The following is an 18323-nucleotide window of genomic DNA, read 5'->3' as shown; positions in this document are numbered from 1 at the left end:
CAGCCCAGGTCCGTAGTGCGCGAGGCAGAGATGCGAAGGCATCCTGTCCATTGCCGGGTAGCGGGACCACATTGCTGTGGTCCCGCCCCCTTAGAACCGTACGTGACAGTTGCCCGTCATACGGCTCAAGCCTCAACCGCTTTATAGCCATGTCGTTGATGGTGTGCATGATGGCACCATCGGTGAACAAGCATCCGGTTATCCCTCTCGTCACCTCCACCTGTGTGTCGAGGTGCAAGGTGATGATCATCAATTGGATCGCCGGGCCAGAAAGTCATACCGCATAGACCACAGGCGTTGTTCTGTGCTTGCAGTAACTCCAGCCGATTCCTTCGGAACGTCTCTTGAACCATCTGGCGCTTCTTGCGCTCTTCCCAGTCGACCTTTTGTGTCGGATCCATGGGCGATGAGCGTCCGATCACTTTGGTGAACCGGGTGATCCGGGTTGCGCTATGACGGTAGAGTTTGGCCGTACCATCGGAGAGCGTCCAGTAGCCATCGTCGAGGAAGTATCGTGCCTTGATCCATTTGCTGGATTTGTTCGGGTGACGACGCTTCGCCCAAGTCCAGGTCATAGCCCAGACCCAGTGGGTGGCTTTGCTGAATGTTTCCTTGGCTGCGCAGTGCCGGTAGTAACAGGCCCAGCCCCGCATAACAGGGGTAAGTTCCTTGATCACTGTCGCCACTGGGGTCTGCTTATGCCCAGCCAGATAGGTCTTGATCGCACGCAGGTGATCACGGACCTTCTCTTTCTGCGGCTTTGTCAGCAGAACTCCGCCAAAACGCCTGATCTCGAAGCCCAGGAAGGTGAACCCCTCGTCAACATGGACGATCCGGGTTTTGGCTTCGCTGAGGGTGAGTCCACGCTGTGCAAGGAAAGCCTGCACTGTGGGGATCACGTAGTCTTCGAGGACCTCCCGTGAGGGAGCCGTGACGACAAAATCATCGGCGTAGCGGATCAGGTTCAGGCCATGGTTCTTGCCCCGTCGCAAAGCTGGGCTCACCAGCTTTCCGTTGGGGCGCTCACAGCCAAACTGCCGTTCCAGACCGTCCAGCGCGATGTTGGCCAACAGAGGGGAGATGATCCCGCCCTGTGGGGTTCCCGCTGTTGTGTCCTTTTGGTTGCCGAGATCTACCACGCCGGCTTTGAGCCAGCGCTGGATTGTCGTCGTGAACACCGGCAGCCGTTTTAGCAGGGCATCGTGATCAATGTTGTCAAAGCAGCCGCTGATGTCGGCATCGAGCACCCATTGCGCGCAGCCCTTCCGGTTCAGCGTGGTGTGGATGGCCTCGATGGCGTCATGACAGGAGCGCCCCGGGCGGAAGCCATACGAGTTCGCCTCGAAGCGACTTTCCCATTCCGGTTCGAGCGCCATCTTGACGATGGCCTGCATGACGCGGTCCTTCACGGTCGGGATCCCCAAGGGGCGCTTTTTGCCGTTGGCTTTCGGGATGTAAACCCGACGCACCGGCTTGGGCTGGTAATCCTTGAGGCTCAGACCGCTCTTCAGGAGCACCAGGCGGGCTTTCGGAGTGTCGCACACCATTCCGTCAATGCCTGGCGTATGCTTGCCACCATTCTCCTGGGTCACCTGACGGATCGCCTTGAGCTTGGCCGACATGGAGCGGACGAGAAGCTTTTGGAGGTTCTTTACCCTCGCGAGATCCCCGTCTACCGTGGCGCGAAAGATGCGGCCCTGAAGATGACGCACGGTTCCTTCGACGGTGGTCCAGTTGATATCGGACCAGCGCTCTAAGTCCCGCCCATTCTTCTGTTCGATGACGAGCATCGTCTAACGTCTCGAATGGTTGGCATCGTCCCAGTGCTTCTCAATCGCTGAGACCTGCCGGAAGTCTGCGTCCTTTCGGACTGGGGATCTCCACCGTGCGGTGGCCCTATCCGCCCCATTACAAGGCGGCCTTCGCTTTCTCCGGCTCTCCTCTACCCCCTCCGTCATCCCCTTTCCTTACGGTTAGGCTACCGCCGTGAGGCGGGACGGGTGGGGCTTACCCAGTTGATCAGACTGAAGATGCGGTCGGAGGAGGTTGGAACCTATGACCCGGCGGGAGTTCTGAACATCGTCAGGTCAAGGGCGTCGACCTGATCCGACCCGCTTACCATTTTGGTCCTGCCTGTCAGCCTCTTTGGCAGGTTAGGCTTCACGAGCTTTTATGTAGGTTCTTTGCTTACGCTCAACCGTTCCGTCCTCTCCTGGTCCACCTCCAGCATCGAGGCTGTCAGAGTGGGGCCATTGTTCCCAAGGCTTCGTACGTCGGATTACTCCTTCGCACGCTCGGGTAGGAGCACCTGGATGTTACAGGGTCCGATCCGTTGTACGGGTCGGTACTTCCAGTCTGATCCTGATGAGTCAGTTGATTGTATATGTGCGACACCTCCTGACCCTCTGGTCGCAACGCCCCGGAGCCTGGGCTTTTCCATGTCAGGAACGCACTGTACCGATTTGGCCGTTATGCCCTGCCGCACGCGGGTGACAGCCGCCGTCGGCGGCGCAATACTGCCTCTCGATCATCATCGTGGAGCGTCAGTTCGGTCATGCCTTCCCTGAAATCGGTTCGTTCCGTCCTCATCACAGGCGCTGGAGGCAATCTCGGCCAAAAGCTGATCGCTCATCTGCTGGCGCAGGATTGGTGCGAGCGGATCGTCGCGCTCGACCGCACGCCGCCGCAAGCGGGAGGTGCGACGGATCGGGTGCAATGGGTCGCGGGTAATCTCGGGGACCCATCCGATGTGCAGTGGCACGCGGCTTTGGCCGAAGTCGACGGGGCGGTGCATTTCGCCGCCCAGAACCCCTATCCGGATGCGCCCTGGAGCGATGCCTGCGCGTCCTTCGACATGACCCTCGCCCTCCTGGCGGCGGCCGGCCGGGTAGGGCTTCGGCGGGTCGTATTCGCCTCCTCCAACCACGTGATGGGGCAATACAAGGACGCGCCCCTGGCCGACACGCTGACGCCCGGCGCCCTGACGACGTCTTTGCCGCCGGGTCCGGGAACGCGCTGGTTCAACGGCCGGGAGACCATCCAGGGCTTCGCCTATGCGGCGTCCAAGCTGATGGGCGAGCGCGTCTGCCTGGCCGAAGCTCATCGCTCCGACGGCACGCTGACAGCCGTCTGCGTCCGGATCGGCTGGTGCCAGCCGGGCGAGAACCGGCCGGAGACCATCAACACCTCGGGCCTGCCCGGGGAGGAAACGAGTGACGGCCCCGACACGGAGCGGGATCTCACCTGGTTCCGCAACATGTGGCTCTCGAACCGGGACTTCGCGGCCGTGATCGAGCGAGCCCTTCTCGCTGATGCGAAAGCTTGGCCGCAGCCCGGCATCGTCGTCAACGGAATGTCGCGGAACCGCAACATGCCGTGGGACATCGAGAGCACCCGCCGGCTGATCGGCTATGAACCCCAGGACGACATCTGGGATCATGTCGCCTGAGGCGGCGTTACACGCCCTGTCGTCATGGCCGGCGGCCGTGAAGTCTGGAACTTTGCTCTGTCATTCCGGGGCGCCGGAGGCGAGCCCGGAGCCCATAAACGCATACGACGCAAGAAGAAGTGTCACGGCTATCGTGCTTTCTTGAGCCGCCGTGTTTATGGGGCCCGGGCTCCGCTGCGCGGCCCCGGGATGACAGTGGGGCATTTATCTGCTGCCACGGTCCGCGCAAGGCCGTGATGACGAGACAGGGAACACAATCGTTGCTATCGTGTGAATGTTCCCAATTTTCGGGAGCATGCCAGCCCTACGCACGCGGCATTTGTGGCCCGGGATGGAGCCGGGTTATCCCGTATCATGGCCCTGCGCGACTTTTCCCTTATGATTCTGGTCTGCCTTCTGTGGGCGGCCCATACGGTGGTGAGCAAGATCGTCGTTTCCGACATGGCGATCCCTCCCTTGTTCTACGCGGCCATCCGCTATGGCATCGTCGCCATGCTGGCGCTGCCATGGCTTCTGCCCATGCCACGGCCGACATGGCGCATCCTGCTGGTGGGCTTTCTCATGGGGGGAGGCGGCTTCGCGCTCTTCTTCCTCGGCATCCGGACGGCCAGCCCGTCCAGCGCCGCCATCGTCGGGCAGCTCGGCCTGCCGATCACGACCCTCCTGTCGGTCGCGATGCTGGGGGAGAAAGTCTACTGGCGACGGGGCCTGGGGATCGCGCTGACATTCATCGGCGGCGTGCTCGTGATGTGGGATCCCGCCGGCGGGTTTCCCGTTTCCGGCGGGCTTGCCCTGATCCTCGGCTCTGCGGCGGCAGGCTCGCTGGCGGCCGTGCTGATGAAGCAGATGGAGGGCGTGAAGCCGCTACGGTTCCAGGCCTGGATCGGGCTGGCATCCGTGATGCCCCTGACCTTTCTTTCCGCCGGTCTCGAAGCAGATCAACTCCCCAAGGCCATGGAGGCCGGCTGGGCCTTCCTGGCGGCCCTGCTGTTCTCGGCCCTGATCGTGTCCCTGGTCGCCCACACCATCTATTACGGGCTCATCGGGAAGTACCCGGCCAACCTGATCGCGCCGCTGACGATCATGAACCCGCTCATAACCGTGGCGCTCGGATTGCTCATCACGGGGGATCACTTCGACCTGCGGATGGCGGCCGGGACGGGCATCGCGCTCTGCGGGGTCCTGATCATCACCTTGCGGCGCAACCACGTCATGCCGCTGGCGGCCCTGGTCTGGGACCGCCACCGTTAAGGATTTCTCCTGTCACTCCAGGGATGCCTCGACTCCCCGGCCGCGCGCCTTCGCCTCTCGCACGCAATGGCTCGCACAGGCGAGATCCTGCGCGGCGATGCCGAGCGAGCGGTAGAGCGTGATGTCGTCGGCGGCCATCCGGCCCGCGGCTTTTCCCGCCAGAACCTCGCCGATTTCGGCCAGCACATGCTCTCGCCCGATGCGGCCGCTTTCGATGGCGCCGATGACCTCGCCGGCCTGCGCGAAGGTGGACGGACGATAATCGACATAGAGCCTCGAGCGGGCCACCGTCTCCTCGTCGATTTCGCGCTTCGTTGGGATCGACGCCCCGACCACGTTGAGATGGGTGCCCGGCGCCACCCATTCGCCCATGAGGACCGGCTCGTCCGCGGATGTGACCGTGCAGATGAGATCGGCGCCCGCGACGGCGGAGCGAACGTCATCGAAGACTCTCACAGTGAGCTCCGGATAACGCTCCGCCGCATGGGATGCGAAGGCATCCGCCTTCTCGCGCCGACGCCCGGCCACCCGCAGTTCCCGGATCGACGGACGCACGCAGAGCATGGCCTCGAGGTGCTGCTCGGCCTGTTCGCCGGCACCGACCATCGCGAGCGTGGCGCAGTCGGGCCGCGCCAGCACCCGGGTCGCCACAGCGCTGGCGGCAGCCGTGCGAATGGCGGTCAGAAGGCCGGCATTCATCATGCCGACGGCCGAACCGTGCTCCGGCTCGAAGAGGACGATCGCCCCCTGGTGGGAGGAATATCCCGCATCGGGATTGCCGGGAAACAGGCTCACCAGCTTCACGCCGAAACATGCGTCGATCCGGCCGTTGCCGGGCATGAGGGCGCCCGGCATGACGCCCATCTTGTTCGGCCCACCGACATCCACCGCCGAGCGCAGCGGGAGGTTGGCGGCGCCGTCCGAGACCGCGATCATCGCCTTCTCGACGATCTCGACAGCCTCGCTCATCTGCAGGAGCGAGCGGATTTCCTTGTCGGAGAGAACGATCATGGCAGGCAGCTCCCCTTTGCCCCGACCTTCCCACGAGTGGCGGCCGGGTTGCTCTTCGAGCAGAGACACACGGCAATTCGGTCGCACGATCCAAAGGACGTGTCCACCCCGTCCGATCCGTCACGCACTTGGCGGCTTTCTGTGACTTCCGTCTCAGAGCGCACCACGCATCCGAGCTACCATTGGGGTATATCAGGAGGCTGACATGTGGGTCATCTCTCATATCGTTTTCGTCTATCTGCACTTCGTTCCTGGCGGTAACGGCGGCTGGACGCAGGGCGACGATTATCCCCGGTTTTCGACCGAAGAGCGCTGTGCCGTCGCTGTTCCGATCGAAGGGTATTGGCGGCGCGTAGGGTGAGGCGCGGCCGCCACGGCCGTAAGAGCGGCGCGATTGATGGCGCCGTGCCTGTCTGAACAGAGTGAAAAAGCCGTTCCGGCTGCCCGTTATTAGCTCTCCTCGACAATCTGGTCGTTCAGCCAATCGACAACGGATAATCATCAATGAAGGGCCTGACGGCTCAGGCCCCGCTCGTCCGCGATGGGGAGAAGTGTCTTAACCGTTGCGCCTCGGCAGAAGGCCTGCCTTGACGTCGGCGGCGGTCACGGCTTTGCGGAACACGGCTTCACGCAGATAGATCGAGTCGAAGACAGACTTGCAATCGCTCTTGCGGATGAACATGAACGACTTTTGCTTCCGTTTCATGGGGGCTCTCCATTCAGGCTGACATCGTTGTATTCCGAAGACCGTTGGAGGACTGTGGCGGCCATCACATTTCAGGCGCCGCCGTGAGCGTTCTTTGCGGCTGAAAGACAATTTCCGCGCATCGTGCGGAACGATCGACCCGCACGATGCGCCAGATTTCCGGTCCCGAAGGCAGCCATCACCAACGATGATCGCGCACGACAGGAGGCGAACGGTGATCCCGTACGATGGGATCACGAGGCGTGCTGGTGACGATCACGCCGCCGGGAGCGGAGCCGTAAGGATTTCGATGGTCGCGCACGACAGGCGACGGCCTGCCCCACAGGTCTCCGGGGCGTGTCGTGACCCGAGAGTCGCACGCTTCGGCGCCCTTCACGCCATATCCGACGGACAGGATGAGGAATAGTGCGGCACCAAGCCGGGCACGATGGATCTTCGTCATGGTCATTCTCCTCTGAGAAGCGGTTTGCACTCTTCGACGCTACACGGGTCGAAAGCGCTCTGATGTGGGGTCGGTCACAGAGGAAAATGCAGGGGGCAGGCGGCCAAAAGAAAAGCGCCCGATCCGGGATCGAGGCGCTGAGTTGACAGGGAGGAACGTTCACAGACTAGCCCACGTATTTCCACCGATCTGTGCGCCGCGTCACACCGGAGCCTGTGTGATGCCCATCACGGAACGACGGCGTGCGCTCAGCCATGATGGGCTCAACTGAAGGAGCCCGTGATGACACTCACCATTCTTGATCCAAGGTCCGGCCAGCAGGTGACCATTTCAGTTCCCGAAAAGCCCAAAGGATCCGTCAAAGCGTGAAGACGACACTTCGAGAGCAGTGGTCCGGGCGCCGGGTCACGGCATGACGCGAGAGATACATGGGTCCCAATCAGCACTATAGGGAAAAGGCCGCCAGAGCGGAGCGTCGTGCGGACGATCCCCGCCATGCGGCGGGCATGCGTGCTGAACTGCGCGCGGCCGCCCGTCGATGGCGGCATCTGGCGGAGCAGGCCGATTGGCTTGCCCGTCGTTCCAGGTATTCCGAGGTTTGAATCTGGATCGTGGGAGGGCGACTGTCGCGGCAGCGCGGATCCGAAGGGGACGGAGGCGCCATCTCCAAATGTCGGCTATAACCGCTGGGCGCCAAGCTTCGTCCGTACGCGATGCAGGGTTTGTGGCAACCCTGCGCCTTGATGCTAATGGATCGTCGGCATGACGGCGGAGAACGGAATCAGCAGCATCTCGTCGTCTTCCTCATCGCTCACGTAGACGTGCCAATCCGTGAAGTCGCGCGTGCCGTAAGCCTGCTCGACGAGCATCTTCGCCAGGGTGAGAGCCCGGTCCCGGGCCTCGACCAGATCGAGAACCTCCGCCCCATCGCGGTCGATCAGGATCTCGCCGGGACCTGCGCAGTGAAAGTACAGATAGAACATTTGGACCTCCATCTCGATGGCTCCACTCTCGCACGGGCCTGCTCCGGCTTCTGTGCTCACGATCACGGTTTCCCGGCGCACGCGGTGGCAGGGTCGGTCTCAGATGGAGGCCGATCATGTCCCGCCGCATCCTGTGTGTCCTTGCTCTCCTGTTCGTGGCCGACGCCATCGCGGTGAACGGCCGCGCGCCGCGCCCCGTCGTGCTGTCCGGCAAGGAGGTGATCGAGGTCACCCGGCAGACGCGCCTGCAGGTCTTACCTGTCGTCTGAAGTTTCGACTTCTGTGACCGTCGTCACAGAAGAGGGTTACCGCTTCGGCCATCATCGGAATGAAATCAGGAGGTCGTCATGGTTCTCATTGTCCTGGATCGGCTGATCGATCATCCGTTGATCGTTTCCGTCCCGGTGCGGCCCGCCATTCGCAAGCCCGAGCCCGCCGTCGTCATCCAGCTTCGGCAATTCGGCGGCAGGAGGCAGTGATGAAACGCTCGAAACTGTCCGCCATGCGGCGCGCGCGGCGCTGGGTTCTCCAGGGGCTGACGGGAGCCAAGCAGTAGCCGAACTCTTTCATGCGCGCCGCTTGTCCAAGATAGGCTCCAGTTCCTCCGCCGGTCCGGAAATGCCGGTTCCTCGGTAGATTGCCGCCTCCGCTTGCACCCCTGGGCAGAACGGTATCCCGTCCGATTGAGACAATCTCTATTTCCTATATAATCGTGTGGATTTCGGCTGGTGGGCGTCGAACCATTCGAGGGAGGCGTGACGGTGCGTCCCGGTGGAGAACAGATCCAGAGGGATTTGCCGTTCGTCTCGGCGCTCTCCGTCAATCCCTTTTTCTCCGCGTTGGGGCCGGACGCGATAGCCCAGATCGCCGCCCTGTGCACATCGCGGAAGATGCTCGACGGAGAAACGTTGTTTCTCAAGGGCGATCCGGGAGATGCCCTTTACGGGGTCAGGCGGGGCCAGATCGTCATTACGACCACGACGGATGCGGGCCGGCAGTTCACGCTCAACATCCTCGGACCCGGCGACATTTTCGGCGAGATCGCCCTGCTGGACGGCCATGCGAGGAGCGCCGATGCAATCGCCTCGGGGCCCGTCGAGCTGTTCGTGATCCGGCGAAGCGACTTCCAGGACCTCCTCAAGCGACAGCCTGACATCACGACCAGGATCATCGAGCTGTTGTGCGAACGTCTTCGCTTCTCGAGCGAGCGCCTGGAGGAGGCTTCCCTCCTGTCCCTCAAGTCCCGCCTGGCGCGCCGCCTGTTGAAGCTCGCCGAGGATTTCGGCGAGGACATCGACATCACGCAGGAGGAGCTGAGCGTGCTCGTCGGTGCGGGCCGGGAAACGGTCAATCGGCAACTGCAGAAATGGCGCAAGAGCGGGGTCGTCGAACTCGGGCGAGCGCGCGTGAAGATTATCGACGTGGTGCGCCTGCAGCAGGAATCCGCCGAGCGTGACGGCGGGTCCCCGTGACGGCCTGTGCTATTGCCCCGACGACGCCGTGAGCGATGCGCCGGCCGGTTCCAGGTTCAGGTAAACCCAGCCCGCCGCTTCGGCGCTTTCCCGTTTGATATACCGGTAGTTCGTCCGGGACCACTCCAGAACGTTGTCCGTCTTGTTGTCCAGGATGAGATCGCCGCGATCCGTGCGGACGGTCAGGACCGCGTGACCCTCGCCGTTCTCATCGAGCACGACGGTCATGCGAAGCGCCCGGCGCGGCAGGCCGGCCTCGACGAGCATCTTGCGCTTGAGGAGCTGGTAATCCTCGCAATCGCCCATTCCGTCGGTCGGATAGCTCCAAAGGTCGACGATGCCCCAGTGCTCCTGATCGGTCACCGGAAGCACGGAATGGTTGACCGAGACATTCACGGAGGAGAGGAGGGCGGCGAGGCCCTCGGTCAGGGGGATCATCTCCGGCTGCCCTAAGTCGATCGTGCATTCTTCCGGGTTGCGATGGCAGAACTCCACCCAGCCCGCGAGCGGCGGTGCCTCGTTGTCCCGGAAGAGATGCGGACCGGCATTCACGGAACTCATCGCCGACATGAGCCAGGCCAGAACGATCCACATCCGTCTTCCCATTGCATCCTCCCGTGGGAGATGGTGGCGGTCAGACCGGATGGGGTGGCCATCGGGCTGAGCTGCTCATGGGGATCAGACTGGGCCTTTTCAGCCGTTGCTTCTGTGCACGCGGTCACAAATTTCGGCTTGGCTTGGTCGGGAAGTGCTCTTGCCGGTTTAAAGATACCTGCCCTGGATGTCGATGGAGGATTGGAGTCCGACTTTCGGGAAATCATCCAGCAGCCACGCGTTGGCTCGCCTGCGGCCGATCGCGAATAGGTCCGTCAGGAAAGTCCAATCGGCATTCAGCTTCGAAGCGGCTCCGAGGTGCTGCATGACGTCGTCGGCCTCGATGGCATGCAGGCGGACCTGCCTGATGTCGGGCGCGGGAGCATGTCCTGCCTCGACGAGCCGGTTCAGGAACTCGACCGCGCGCACTTCCCTCATCAGGGATGAGTTGAAGCTGATCTCGTTGATCCGGTTGAGGATGTCGGCCGCCGTTCTCGGTACGTCGGGCCGGGCGATGGGGTTGATGTGAACCACCACGATATCGGATTGCTCGCAGCGATAGATGAGCGGGAAAAGGGCAGGATTTCCCATGTAGCCGCCATCCCAGTAATGCTCCCCGTCGATTTCGACGGCCTGGAAGATGAACGGCAGGCAGGCGGATGCGAGGACGACGGCGGCGCACATCTCGTGGTTCTCGAAAACGCGGATCTTCCCGGAGCGGACATTCGTGGCGGACAGAAACAGCTTCACCTGAGGGGAGCGGCGCAGACGCTCGAAATCGACCACCCGTTCGAGCACGTCGTGAAGGGGGTTGTAGTTGAACGGGTTGAGTTCGTAGGGCGAGACCACCTGCGTCAGCATGTGAAAGAGGAAGAAGGCCGGCGAGGTCTCCAGAGCGTGGTTCCCGGTGAGGCGATCGAAGAAGGATGGTTGGACCGGGCTGAGGCAGGCACTGCGCGCGATCTGCTGCCAGAATTCTCTCAAGGCGCGACGAGCTCCCTCGCGCCCTCCCGCAGCGAGACCATGAGCGCAGACGACCGCGTTCATCGCTCCCGCGCTCGTGGCGCTGATCCCCTCGAAGGCGATGCCATCCTCTTCCAGCAGACGGTCGAGCACGCCCCACGCGAAGGCTCCGTGAGCTCCGCCACCCTGGAGCGCCAGGTTGACCGGCTTCACCTCCGGTCGCCGCGCGGGACGGCCCCGGCGGGAGGAGCCGCCGTCAGCCCTGTTCATGGTCGCTACTCGCCATCGCGAAGATCCTGCATCCCGTCCAGCGCGTCGTGCCGGCTTTCGGCAAAAATGCGCGTCAAGGAGCGGGAATATCTTATATGGCTTCGATTGCCGGTGACGAGGGTGCGAACTGGGTAGGGAATGCCAAGTGCTCAGGGCTGACTGCGCTCAGCGTAGTCAGCCCTGTTCTGGGGTACGCAGGATGCTTCCTCACTCGCGGAAGGTGACGGCGAGGCGGTCGGTCAGCGGCTGCGTCAGGTAGGTGATGATGCGCCGCGCATCGCCGCGGATCAGGACTTCCGCCGGAAGGCCCGGCGTGAGCTCCTTTCCCTCAAGCTTGTTCCGCTCTCCCGGGGCGATCGCGATCTTGACGGTGAAATAGGCTTGTCCCGATTGGCTGCTGACCACCTGATCCGGGGAGACGTTGGTGACCCATCCCTCGAGTTCGAGCGGCGTCGGAAGCTTGAAGGCGCTGATGCGGATGCTCGCCTGCTGATCGACATGGACCTGCTCCACTTCGTCCGGCCGGATCTTCGCGTTCACGATCAGCGGCTCGTCGTTCGGGATGATCGACATGAGCTTCTGGCCCGGACCGACGATGCCGCCGATCGTGTGGACAGAGAGTTCGTGGACCAGCCCCGTCCGCGGCGCCCGAATATCGAGCCGTTGAAGGCGGTCGCGCGCGGCGGCGAGCTGCTCTTCCGTTTCTGCGAGACCCGCGGTGACGGCCTGAAGCTGTTTCAGGACCTCGGAACGGGCATTGCGGGTCAGCTCGGCGATCTTGAACTCGATCTCCGTGAGCTGGGAGTGCGCGCCTGCGACTTTGGCCTCCATATCGCCCATCTCACCCTTCAGGCGGCTGACCTCGCGCTCGGTCTGGCGCAGCACCGGGCGCCGGATTAACCCCTTGCTGTCGAGCATCCGCTGGTCGGCGAGCTCGGCCATCACCTGGATGAGCTCTTCCTTCTGGGCCTTGTAGCGCTCGTTGAGGCCGTCGATCTGACGTTCGATCTGAACTTTCCGCTCCTGCTGCTGCGAGAGCTGGTTCAGGCGCGTGAAGCGCCGCTCGTTCATCAGGCTTTCCTCGGCGGCGAAAGCCGCCCTCAAGGCGCTCGCCATAGGGCCGGACGAAAACGGGCTTTCGGATCTGGTGATCGTCGTGCGGTCAAGGCTCTCGGCCTCAAGGCGGGCCTTTTGGGCGGTGAGGTCGATCAGCTTGCGTTCCAGGATGATCGCGTCCGCCGTGACCTTGGCGGCGTCCAGGCGGACGAGCACCTGCCCCTCCTTCACGAGGTCGCCGTCCTTGACCAAGATGGCGCCGATGACGCCGCCTTCCAGATGCTGAACGGCCTGGGCGCTGGACTGCACCGCGAAGGTGCCCGCGGTGACGACCGCGCTGTCGACCTTCGCGGCGACCGACCAGCCCCCGACTCCGAAGAACACGACGGACGAACTCAGGATGAACCAGCGCATCAGCCGGCGCATGGAGGATGAATTGGCGGCGAGATCGTCTTCGAACTCGGTCATGGTGCGCTCCGCTGTGTAGGCTGCCGTCGATGCAGGCGACGGGACGATCCGGTTGCAGGATCCTGCCTCAAGGTGGCACGACATCGTTCCGGGCGCTGTGGTCCAGATCACAGTTGCGGAGCCGTGTCCGTTGCGATGAGAGGTCCCGGCTCAAAGGCTGTTGGCTCGCTGCGCACGAGTGGCATCCAAGTTGGTGACGTTCGCCGTGGCGGCAGTGTCAGGGTGGTTCGGCGCTCCGGCTGGAGCCGCATCGGGTTCCGGCTGCGGGAGAGGCGCGGGCGCAACCTGGGCCGCGCCGGCGGCGGGCGCGTTGGTTGCCGGGGAGGGCTTGTGCGGCTGCCCGATGCGGGGAAACAGGGCGGCGAGAACCTGCTCCTTCGGGCCGAACATCTCGGCGCGGCCGCCGCGGACGGACAGGATCTTGTTCGCCGCGAAGATGGCGCTCGGGCGGTGAGCCACGATGACGACGATCTTCCCAGCTTGACGCATCTGGTGAATGGCGTCGTTCAGCGATTGTTCGCCCAGCGGGTCGAGGTTCGAGTTCGGCTCGTCGAGGACCACCAGGAACGGATTGCCGAAGAGGGCGCGGGCGAGGCCGATGCGCTGGCGCTGGCCGCCGGACAACGTGGCGCCGCCTTCGCCGACCGGCGTATCGTAGCCCATGGGGAACGCGAGGATCATGTCGTGCACGCCCGCCATCCGGGCGGCCTCGATCACCTGTTCGGAGGTCGCATCCTTGCGGAAGCGCGCGATGTTCTCGGCAATCGTCCCGTCGAACAGCTCGATGCTCTGCGGAAGGTGCCCGATCGCATCGGCGAGGGCGTCCGGCGAGTACTGGCCGATCAGGGCGTTGTCGAAGCGCACTTCGCCACGGGCGGTCGGCCAGGCGCCGACCAGCGCCCGGACGAGAGTGGACTTGCCGCAGCCGCTCGGCCCGATGATCCCGAGGGCGTCGCCGGCCTCGATCTCGAACGACACGCCCGAGACGGTGGCGACCGCTCCGCCGGGCGGAACGATGGCGATGTCGCGCACCGCAAGCGCGTGGCGCGGACGCGGCATGCCGTGCTGCTGCTGCGCGGCCTTGGGAAGCTTGGCGGAGAGGGCGCGCAGGCGCCGAAGGGCCTGCCAGGCGGTCGAGCTGCTGCGCCAGTTGCCGATGACCTGATCGATCGGCGCAAGCGCCCGGGCGAGAATGACCGAGGTGGCGATCATGGCGCCCGGCGACATCTGTCCTTCGATGACCAGATAGGCCCCGAGGGCGAGCATCGCCGATTGCAGGATGTGGCGGACGGTCTTCGAGATGGCGCCGAAGACGCTGGCGTGATCGGCGAGGTCACGGGCGTGCGAGATCGAGTTCACGTAGCCGCTGCCCCAGCGCTTGCAGAGATCGTCTCCCATGCTCATGGCCGCAGCCGCTTCGGAATTGCGCCGTGCATCGAGAAGCAGGGTCATGGTCGCCGCATGCGCCTGGGTTGCAACCTTGATCGTGCCCTTGGTCGCCCATTCGTTGACGAGGCTGAGAATGACTAGAAACAGGGCGCCGCCTGCCGCGGCCAGGAACAGGATCGGGTTCACGATCAGCAGGATCGCGAAATAGATCGGCATCCAGGGCAGATCGAGGAGGGCGACCGGGCCGGGGCCCATCAGGTAGTTCCGGATGGCCGCCAGATCCTGGAGCGGATCATGGTTGCGGGCATGCGGTCCGAAATGCAGCGGCAGCTTCAACGTCGCCTCGAAGAGCGTCGGCGCCAGCCGGTGGTCGAACGTGATGCCGACCCGGGCCATGAGCTTGCCGCGAAGCGCCTCCAGCAGGCCATAGAAGCCGTAGAGCAGCAGGGCCAGCAGAGTCAGGGCCGCCAGGGTGGGAAGGCTCTTGCTCGACAGGACCTTGTTGTAGACCAGCATCATGAACATGGGGCCAGTGAGCATCAGGATATTTCCGAGACAGCTGATGGCGCTGATGCCGATCAGGGGTCTTCTCAGGGTGCGAAGAGCGGTGCGAAGCTGAACTTCGGCGCTGGTCTTCATTCCATTCCTCATCGCGAGCGTCCTTGCTGCGTGCCGCCTTCGCGCGGTGAAACCCTGCGTATGCGAGGCGGCGTCCTGTCGGCGTCTGGACACGATCATGGGTGATCCGCGCACCGGGCGCTGTGACATGCTTCACAAACTTTCAACGAGATGGCTACCTGGCCTGCGGGTGAAGAATCGCCATGGCGGAATGGTCGAGGTCGGGCCAAAAGAATGAGCGCCACCGGCTTTCGGCCGATGGCGCTCTCGGGGAAAAGGACGGTTAGTAGTAGATCGGGAGCGAGTGATCGTACGAGGACTGGTCGTTGACCAGGTGGGCGTCCTGGTTCGTCATCGCGAAGGCATCGCCGCCATGACCGAACAACGCTGGTCCGCCATGCGCATCGGTGGCCGCAGCCTGTGCGATCGGGCTGGCATTGACGTTGAGATCGGAGCCGCCAAAGCTGAAGTAATCCGAGGAGTCCATGGACTGGTAGTTGAGGCTCTCGGCGTTCTGGTTCGTCACCGCGGTCGCATCGCCGCCGTGACCGCCGATTCCGACGCCGCCTTCGGCAACAGTGGTGGCAACTTGGGTGATCGGGCTGGCATTCACGTTGAGAGACATGATCTATCCTATCTATGCTCGGGGTTGGTTCCGGTACCGCCTGAGATCCGATCTCCGTTGGCGATGATTAGACTTTGAAGCACTTGGCCCGACGCAGCTGTGAACCGCTTCACACCCGTGAATTTTTTTGAGTGAGGGCTGAAATTATTTCGATCTGCCCGTGCGGTGGCCTTCGTGCTCGAAAATGGGAAAGGGCCCCTGATGGGGCCCTTCACATGCACGAGGAGAACGATCGTCGCGTTCTTACGCGGTTCAGCCGAAAACCGGGTCGTGCGGGATGACGGTGAATTGGTCCGTCGATGCCGATTGCAGACCGATTGCGTTGACGTCGCCTCCGACATCGATGGAGCCGCCGTCGGTGGCGTTCAGGAAGACGAGCGTGTTCTCGATCTGGGTGGTCTGGATCAGAGTATTGAACTGCACGTCGAGATGGTCGATGACGAAGACGAAGATCGGCGGCATGGCTCCCGCATGGTCGAACCCGTCGGACAGGTGACCGGACAGCACCGAGTTGAATCCTCCAGCATCGTTCCAAGCGGCCATATCCCAGCCGAGACCTCCCCCGTCATGCGGTTGAGCGGTGTCATGCGGTTGAGCGGTCTCTTGCGATTGGGCGGTCTCTTGCGGTTGAGGGGGGTCTTGCGCTTGAGGGGTGCCATGCGGTTGCTCGGATTCATGTGGTTGCACGGATGCGTGCGGGTGTGCAGCAGCATGCGGGTGTGCCGCAGCATGCGGGTGCGCGGATGCGGCGGGGCTGTCGCCATGCGACGGCGCGTGACTGCCATAGTCGGTTCGGAAATGGTCGTCCGGCAGCCTGCCCCGGTCCCCGTCGTCATGAATATCGCTTCGCCCTCCGCGCATCCGCTCGAAGGGGCCGTCGTCCTGACAGTTGGATTGCGGATGTTGATGATGGAAGCCCGGATCACGTCCCCCGGATCCGTTCCAGTCGTCATGCCATCGCTGATCGTGCATCGGGCTCTCCTCGATCCCGGCCCGATCGGTCGATCACACTGATCCTTTGGCAGAAATCGGGCCCGGTGCACCGGGTGTATACCCTTGTCCGGGGGCGGGCAGTGACCTGCTTCACACTCAGCCTGTTCCGCCGGGGGAAGTGCTTGGTCTTTGCACGTGGGCTTCCGGACGATATGCTGGGCGGTCCTTGCTCCATTGTTGTGGGAACTCGACCATGGCGGAGGCCCAATCGCCGAATGCTGCGACCGGCGCGGACAGGTCCGTGAAGCTGGAAACGCTCGATATCTTCAAGGCCATCGATCCGCCGACCGTCGAGCAGATCGCCCGCAAGGCGCAGACGCGAACCCTGGAAAAGGGCGAGCTGCTGTTCAATGTCGGAGACGTGTCCGATGCGCTCTACGTGATCGCCGACGGCCGTGTCCGGATCTGGACCGTCTCGGCGGCAGGCGCCGAAGTGACGCTGAACGTGCTCACGAACGGGGCCGTTTTCGGGGAGATCGGCATGCTCGACGGGGGCGTGAGAACCGCAGGCGCATCCGCGATGCTCCGGACGCGCCTGACGAGCATCGCCCGACGGACCTTCTACGAGGCGCTGGACCGTGATCCGCAGCTGGTGCGCAACGTCATCGATCTGCTGTGCCGGCGGCTCAGGTGGACCAGCGCCCGGATGGAGGACGCGACCTTGCGCCAGGCACCCCAGCGTCTCGCACGGATTATCGGCCACCTTGCCCGGGATCATGGCAAGGCCACTCCGAAGGGGATCGAGGTCGCTCTCAAGCTGACCCAGAGCGAAATGGCGCAGTGGACGGCGATGTCGCGGGAGGGCTTGAACAAGCTTCTGAATCGCTGGGCCGAGGAGCGCCTCCTGACTCAGGATCGGGGCGGGCTCATCGTTCACGATCTTGAACGGATCGACGATATTGCCGAGTTTGGCGAGTAATGCATCGGACGCAAAAGTGGAAACCGGTTTTGCGTGTAAAGATGCAGGAAACAAAAACCGGGAACATTGGACGTGAGTTCGAACTCACGTCCAATGTTCAAGGGATCAATGGCGCCGCCGCGCCACGAGCTGTTGCGCGCGGCTCAGGAATTGCAGGCGTTCGTCCCGCGCCGGAATCTCGCGGGCAAGGTCCTCGATGAGTGCGGTGAGATCCGTCAGGTTCGCCGCGTGCCGCTTGACGAGCAATCCGGCGACGGGGCCGAGATAGGTCGTCAGGACGCGGCTGATCTCGGCAAGACAAGCCTCGAAGGCGGCGGGATCAATCGCAGCCGGGGATCGCGGGACCTCCGGGCCAACCTCATCGACAGGCGCTGAAGCCGCATCCAGAGGATGCGTGGGAACGACCAAGGGCGCAGCCTTCGGCAGCGAGACCGTGGGTGCCTCCACACGGGACGGGGGAGGCGATGCAGGGCCGTTCCACGCCTCCGTCCTCGCGGAGGACACTGACAGAACGGTCCGGTCGAGAGGCTCGATCCTGCTCACCGTCGCGTTCATGTCGGTCGCAGAAGGCGACATCGCCACGCTGAAGGTCGTGATCCTGCGAGGGCTGTGCTTCAGGTCGAACACGCCGCGCTCGCCGAAGGTCGCGGAGATCCGGGGCGCCACGGCTTCCATGACGGCGGCCGAGACGAGGATCCCGCCGGGATCCGCGAGGCTCTCCAAACGGGCCGCGATGACGAGGGTCTCGCCGAAAGGAAGATCGTCGTGGAACAGGACATCGCCGAGATGGATCCCGATCCGCATGCGGACCGCGTCGAACTTCGTCATCGCCGCGAGGCGCGCCTGCGTGTCGAGGGCGCAGCGTACCGCGTCGACGGCGCTCTCGAAGAGCGCGAAAATGCCGTCTCCCGGCATCCCGAAGAGCCACCCGCCATGGGCCGCAAGCTCTTCCCGGGCGATGCGGCGCGTCGCCCACAAAGCGTCGAGGGTGTTGGTCTCGTCGACGGAGACCAAGCCGCCGAAATTCGCCATGTCGGCTGCGAAGACCGCTCGCAGGCGTCGGACACGCTTGCCTGCAGGCGGCGGAGCATCGGGTACCGGATTATCCATCATTC

Annotated in this window: 21 protein-coding genes; 9 read left to right on the top strand and 12 right to left on the bottom strand. The window is 63.4% G+C overall.

The genetic code is table 11. From position 1 onward, the window contains the following. Positions 1-125: 125 nt before the first annotated feature. The gene (ltrA, locus tag DDF70_RS09370; RefSeq protein ID WP_114944599.1) at positions 126-1790 is read right to left on the bottom strand and encodes a group II intron reverse transcriptase/maturase; all 1665 of its coding nucleotides are present in this window, start codon (positions 1788-1790) and stop codon (positions 126-128) included. 764 nt (positions 1791-2554) lie between these two features. On the opposite strand from ltrA, the gene DDF70_RS09365 reads away from it, so the two are divergent. Next, positions 2555-3448, top strand: coding sequence for an NAD-dependent epimerase/dehydratase family protein (locus DDF70_RS09365; protein WP_114944598.1), 894 nt, complete (start codon positions 2555-2557; stop codon positions 3446-3448). A gap of 354 nt (positions 3449-3802) precedes the next feature. Beyond that, positions 3803-4699: a DMT family transporter gene (locus DDF70_RS09360; protein WP_114944597.1), complete on the top strand. Its 897-nt coding sequence runs from the start codon at positions 3803-3805 to the stop codon at positions 4697-4699. Positions 4700-4711: 12 nt separating this feature from the next. On the opposite strand, the gene DDF70_RS09355 is transcribed toward DDF70_RS09360, so the two are convergent. Then, the gene (locus DDF70_RS09355) at positions 4712-5710 is read right to left on the bottom strand and encodes an ornithine cyclodeaminase family protein (protein WP_114944596.1); all 999 of its coding nucleotides are present in this window, start codon (positions 5708-5710) and stop codon (positions 4712-4714) included. Between the two features lie 205 nt (positions 5711-5915). Between DDF70_RS09355 and DDF70_RS36505 the strand changes: the two genes are divergently transcribed. Next, a complete protein-coding gene (locus tag DDF70_RS36505; protein ID WP_162820307.1) occupies positions 5916-6071 on the top strand; it encodes a hypothetical protein in 156 nt (51 codons plus the stop codon). A gap of 195 nt (positions 6072-6266) precedes the next feature. On the opposite strand, the gene DDF70_RS36500 is transcribed toward DDF70_RS36505, so the two are convergent. Together DDF70_RS36500 and DDF70_RS09350 are read right to left on the bottom strand one after the other, a co-directional pair. Then, a complete protein-coding gene (locus tag DDF70_RS36500; protein WP_162820306.1) occupies positions 6267-6416 on the bottom strand; it encodes a hypothetical protein in 150 nt (49 codons plus the stop codon). 178 nt (positions 6417-6594) lie between these two features. Next, positions 6595-6858 carry a hypothetical protein gene (locus DDF70_RS09350; RefSeq protein ID WP_114944595.1) on the bottom strand — a complete coding sequence of 88 codons (264 nt, stop codon included), beginning with the start codon at positions 6856-6858 and terminating at the stop codon, positions 6595-6597. Between the two features lie 428 nt (positions 6859-7286). Here DDF70_RS09350 and DDF70_RS36495 point away from each other — a divergent pair, with 428 nt between their 5' ends. After that, complete coding sequence (locus DDF70_RS36495; RefSeq protein WP_162820305.1) at positions 7287-7460, top strand: hypothetical protein; 174 nt, start codon at positions 7287-7289, stop codon at positions 7458-7460. A gap of 144 nt (positions 7461-7604) precedes the next feature. On the opposite strand, the gene DDF70_RS09345 is transcribed toward DDF70_RS36495, so the two are convergent. Continuing rightward, the gene (locus DDF70_RS09345; RefSeq protein WP_245435423.1) at positions 7605-7901 is read right to left on the bottom strand and encodes a DUF6894 family protein; all 297 of its coding nucleotides are present in this window, start codon (positions 7899-7901) and stop codon (positions 7605-7607) included. 56 nt (positions 7902-7957) lie between these two features. Here DDF70_RS09345 and DDF70_RS36490 point away from each other — a divergent pair, with 56 nt between their 5' ends. The 3 genes from DDF70_RS36490 to DDF70_RS09340 all read left to right on the top strand — a co-directional run bounded on the left by DDF70_RS36490 (position 7958) and on the right by DDF70_RS09340 (position 9313). Beyond that, entirely contained in the window at positions 7958-8110 is a 153-nt protein-coding gene (locus DDF70_RS36490; protein WP_162820304.1) for a hypothetical protein, read from the top strand. A gap of 78 nt (positions 8111-8188) precedes the next feature. Further along, the gene (locus tag DDF70_RS38710) at positions 8189-8320 is read left to right on the top strand and encodes a hypothetical protein (RefSeq protein ID WP_281024351.1); all 132 of its coding nucleotides are present in this window, start codon (positions 8189-8191) and stop codon (positions 8318-8320) included. A 282-nt stretch (positions 8321-8602) separates the two neighbouring features. Further along, positions 8603-9313, top strand: a complete 711-nt coding sequence (locus tag DDF70_RS09340; RefSeq protein WP_114944610.1) for a Crp/Fnr family transcriptional regulator — start codon at positions 8603-8605, stop codon at positions 9311-9313. Positions 9314-9322: 9 nt separating this feature from the next. Here the strand turns inward: DDF70_RS09340 and DDF70_RS09335 are convergent, their stop codons facing one another. The 6 genes from DDF70_RS09335 to DDF70_RS09310 form a co-directional block, all read right to left on the bottom strand. Then, complete coding sequence (locus DDF70_RS09335) at positions 9323-9919, bottom strand: transglutaminase-like cysteine peptidase (protein WP_114944594.1); 597 nt, start codon at positions 9917-9919, stop codon at positions 9323-9325. Between the two features lie 156 nt (positions 9920-10075). Then, positions 10076-11140 (bottom strand): patatin-like phospholipase family protein, encoded by a 1065-nt coding sequence (locus DDF70_RS09330; RefSeq protein WP_114944593.1) that lies wholly within the window; start codon positions 11138-11140, stop codon positions 10076-10078. Between the two features lie 207 nt (positions 11141-11347). Continuing rightward, positions 11348-12664 carry an HlyD family type I secretion periplasmic adaptor subunit gene (locus DDF70_RS09325; RefSeq protein ID WP_162820303.1) on the bottom strand — a complete coding sequence of 439 codons (1317 nt, stop codon included), beginning with the start codon at positions 12662-12664 and terminating at the stop codon, positions 11348-11350. A gap of 150 nt (positions 12665-12814) precedes the next feature. After that, positions 12815-14692: a type I secretion system permease/ATPase gene (locus DDF70_RS09320; protein ID WP_162820302.1), complete on the bottom strand. Its 1878-nt coding sequence runs from the start codon at positions 14690-14692 to the stop codon at positions 12815-12817. A 262-nt stretch (positions 14693-14954) separates the two neighbouring features. After that, the gene (locus DDF70_RS09315) at positions 14955-15296 is read right to left on the bottom strand and encodes a hypothetical protein (RefSeq protein ID WP_114944590.1); all 342 of its coding nucleotides are present in this window, start codon (positions 15294-15296) and stop codon (positions 14955-14957) included. Between the two features lie 252 nt (positions 15297-15548). Next, the gene (locus DDF70_RS09310; protein WP_114944589.1) at positions 15549-15839 is read right to left on the bottom strand and encodes a hypothetical protein; all 291 of its coding nucleotides are present in this window, start codon (positions 15837-15839) and stop codon (positions 15549-15551) included. Between the two features lie 114 nt (positions 15840-15953). Between DDF70_RS09310 and DDF70_RS09305 the strand changes: the two genes are divergently transcribed. After that, positions 15954-16310 (top strand): hypothetical protein, encoded by a 357-nt coding sequence (locus DDF70_RS09305; RefSeq protein ID WP_162820301.1) that lies wholly within the window; start codon positions 15954-15956, stop codon positions 16308-16310. A gap of 172 nt (positions 16311-16482) precedes the next feature. Then, the gene (locus tag DDF70_RS09300; protein ID WP_114944587.1) at positions 16483-17208 is read left to right on the top strand and encodes a Crp/Fnr family transcriptional regulator; all 726 of its coding nucleotides are present in this window, start codon (positions 16483-16485) and stop codon (positions 17206-17208) included. A 105-nt stretch (positions 17209-17313) separates the two neighbouring features. Here DDF70_RS09300 and DDF70_RS09295 read toward each other — a convergent pair whose 3' ends face one another. After that, complete coding sequence (locus DDF70_RS09295; RefSeq protein WP_114944586.1) at positions 17314-18321, bottom strand: adenylate/guanylate cyclase domain-containing protein; 1008 nt, start codon at positions 18319-18321, stop codon at positions 17314-17316. Positions 18322-18323: the final 2 nt, after the last annotated feature.

The sequence above is a fragment of the Microvirga calopogonii genome, assembly GCF_003347665.1.
In the GTDB taxonomy this organism is placed as follows: Bacteria; Pseudomonadota; Alphaproteobacteria; order Rhizobiales; family Beijerinckiaceae; genus Microvirga; species Microvirga calopogonii.
Note: the sequence above shows the minus strand (reverse complement) of the source record. Positions and strands in the feature narration are given on the sequence as shown.

Bases quoted from the DNA above. Each gene is read 5' to 3' on its own strand.
- DDF70_RS09360 (WP_114944597.1), top strand. From the start codon at position 3,803: ATGGCCCTGCGCGACTTTTCCCTTATGATTCTGGTCTGCCTTCTGTGG.
- DDF70_RS36500 (WP_162820306.1), bottom strand. From the start codon at position 6,416: ATGAAACGGAAGCAAAAGTCGTTCATGTTCATCCGCAAGAGCGATTGC.
- DDF70_RS09335 (WP_114944594.1), bottom strand. From the start codon at position 9,919: ATGGGAAGACGGATGTGGATCGTTCTGGCCTGGCTCATGTCGGCGATG.
- DDF70_RS09350 (WP_114944595.1), bottom strand. From the start codon at position 6,858: ATGACGAAGATCCATCGTGCCCGGCTTGGTGCCGCACTATTCCTCATC.
- DDF70_RS09300 (WP_114944587.1), top strand. From the start codon at position 16,483: ATGGCGGAGGCCCAATCGCCGAATGCTGCGACCGGCGCGGACAGGTCC.
- DDF70_RS09295 (WP_114944586.1), bottom strand. From the start codon at position 18,321: ATGATGGATAATCCGGTACCCGATGCTCCGCCGCCTGCAGGCAAGCGT.
- DDF70_RS38710 (WP_281024351.1), top strand. From the start codon at position 8,189: ATGGTTCTCATTGTCCTGGATCGGCTGATCGATCATCCGTTGATCGTT.
- DDF70_RS36505 (WP_162820307.1), top strand. From the start codon at position 5,916: ATGTGGGTCATCTCTCATATCGTTTTCGTCTATCTGCACTTCGTTCCT.
- DDF70_RS36490 (WP_162820304.1), top strand. From the start codon at position 7,958: ATGTCCCGCCGCATCCTGTGTGTCCTTGCTCTCCTGTTCGTGGCCGAC.
- ltrA (WP_114944599.1), bottom strand. From the start codon at position 1,790: ATGCTCGTCATCGAACAGAAGAATGGGCGGGACTTAGAGCGCTGGTCC.
- DDF70_RS36495 (WP_162820305.1), top strand. From the start codon at position 7,287: ATGGGTCCCAATCAGCACTATAGGGAAAAGGCCGCCAGAGCGGAGCGT.
- DDF70_RS09320 (WP_162820302.1), bottom strand. From the start codon at position 14,692: ATGAAGACCAGCGCCGAAGTTCAGCTTCGCACCGCTCTTCGCACCCTG.
- DDF70_RS09365 (WP_114944598.1), top strand. From the start codon at position 2,555: ATGCCTTCCCTGAAATCGGTTCGTTCCGTCCTCATCACAGGCGCTGGA.
- DDF70_RS09355 (WP_114944596.1), bottom strand. From the start codon at position 5,710: ATGATCGTTCTCTCCGACAAGGAAATCCGCTCGCTCCTGCAGATGAGC.
- DDF70_RS09330 (WP_114944593.1), bottom strand. From the start codon at position 11,140: ATGAACAGGGCTGACGGCGGCTCCTCCCGCCGGGGCCGTCCCGCGCGG.
- DDF70_RS09305 (WP_162820301.1), top strand. From the start codon at position 15,954: ATGCGGTTGCTCGGATTCATGTGGTTGCACGGATGCGTGCGGGTGTGC.
- DDF70_RS09310 (WP_114944589.1), bottom strand. From the start codon at position 15,839: ATGGCCGCTTGGAACGATGCTGGAGGATTCAACTCGGTGCTGTCCGGT.
- DDF70_RS09325 (WP_162820303.1), bottom strand. From the start codon at position 12,664: ATGACCGAGTTCGAAGACGATCTCGCCGCCAATTCATCCTCCATGCGC.
- DDF70_RS09315 (WP_114944590.1), bottom strand. From the start codon at position 15,296: ATGTCTCTCAACGTGAATGCCAGCCCGATCACCCAAGTTGCCACCACT.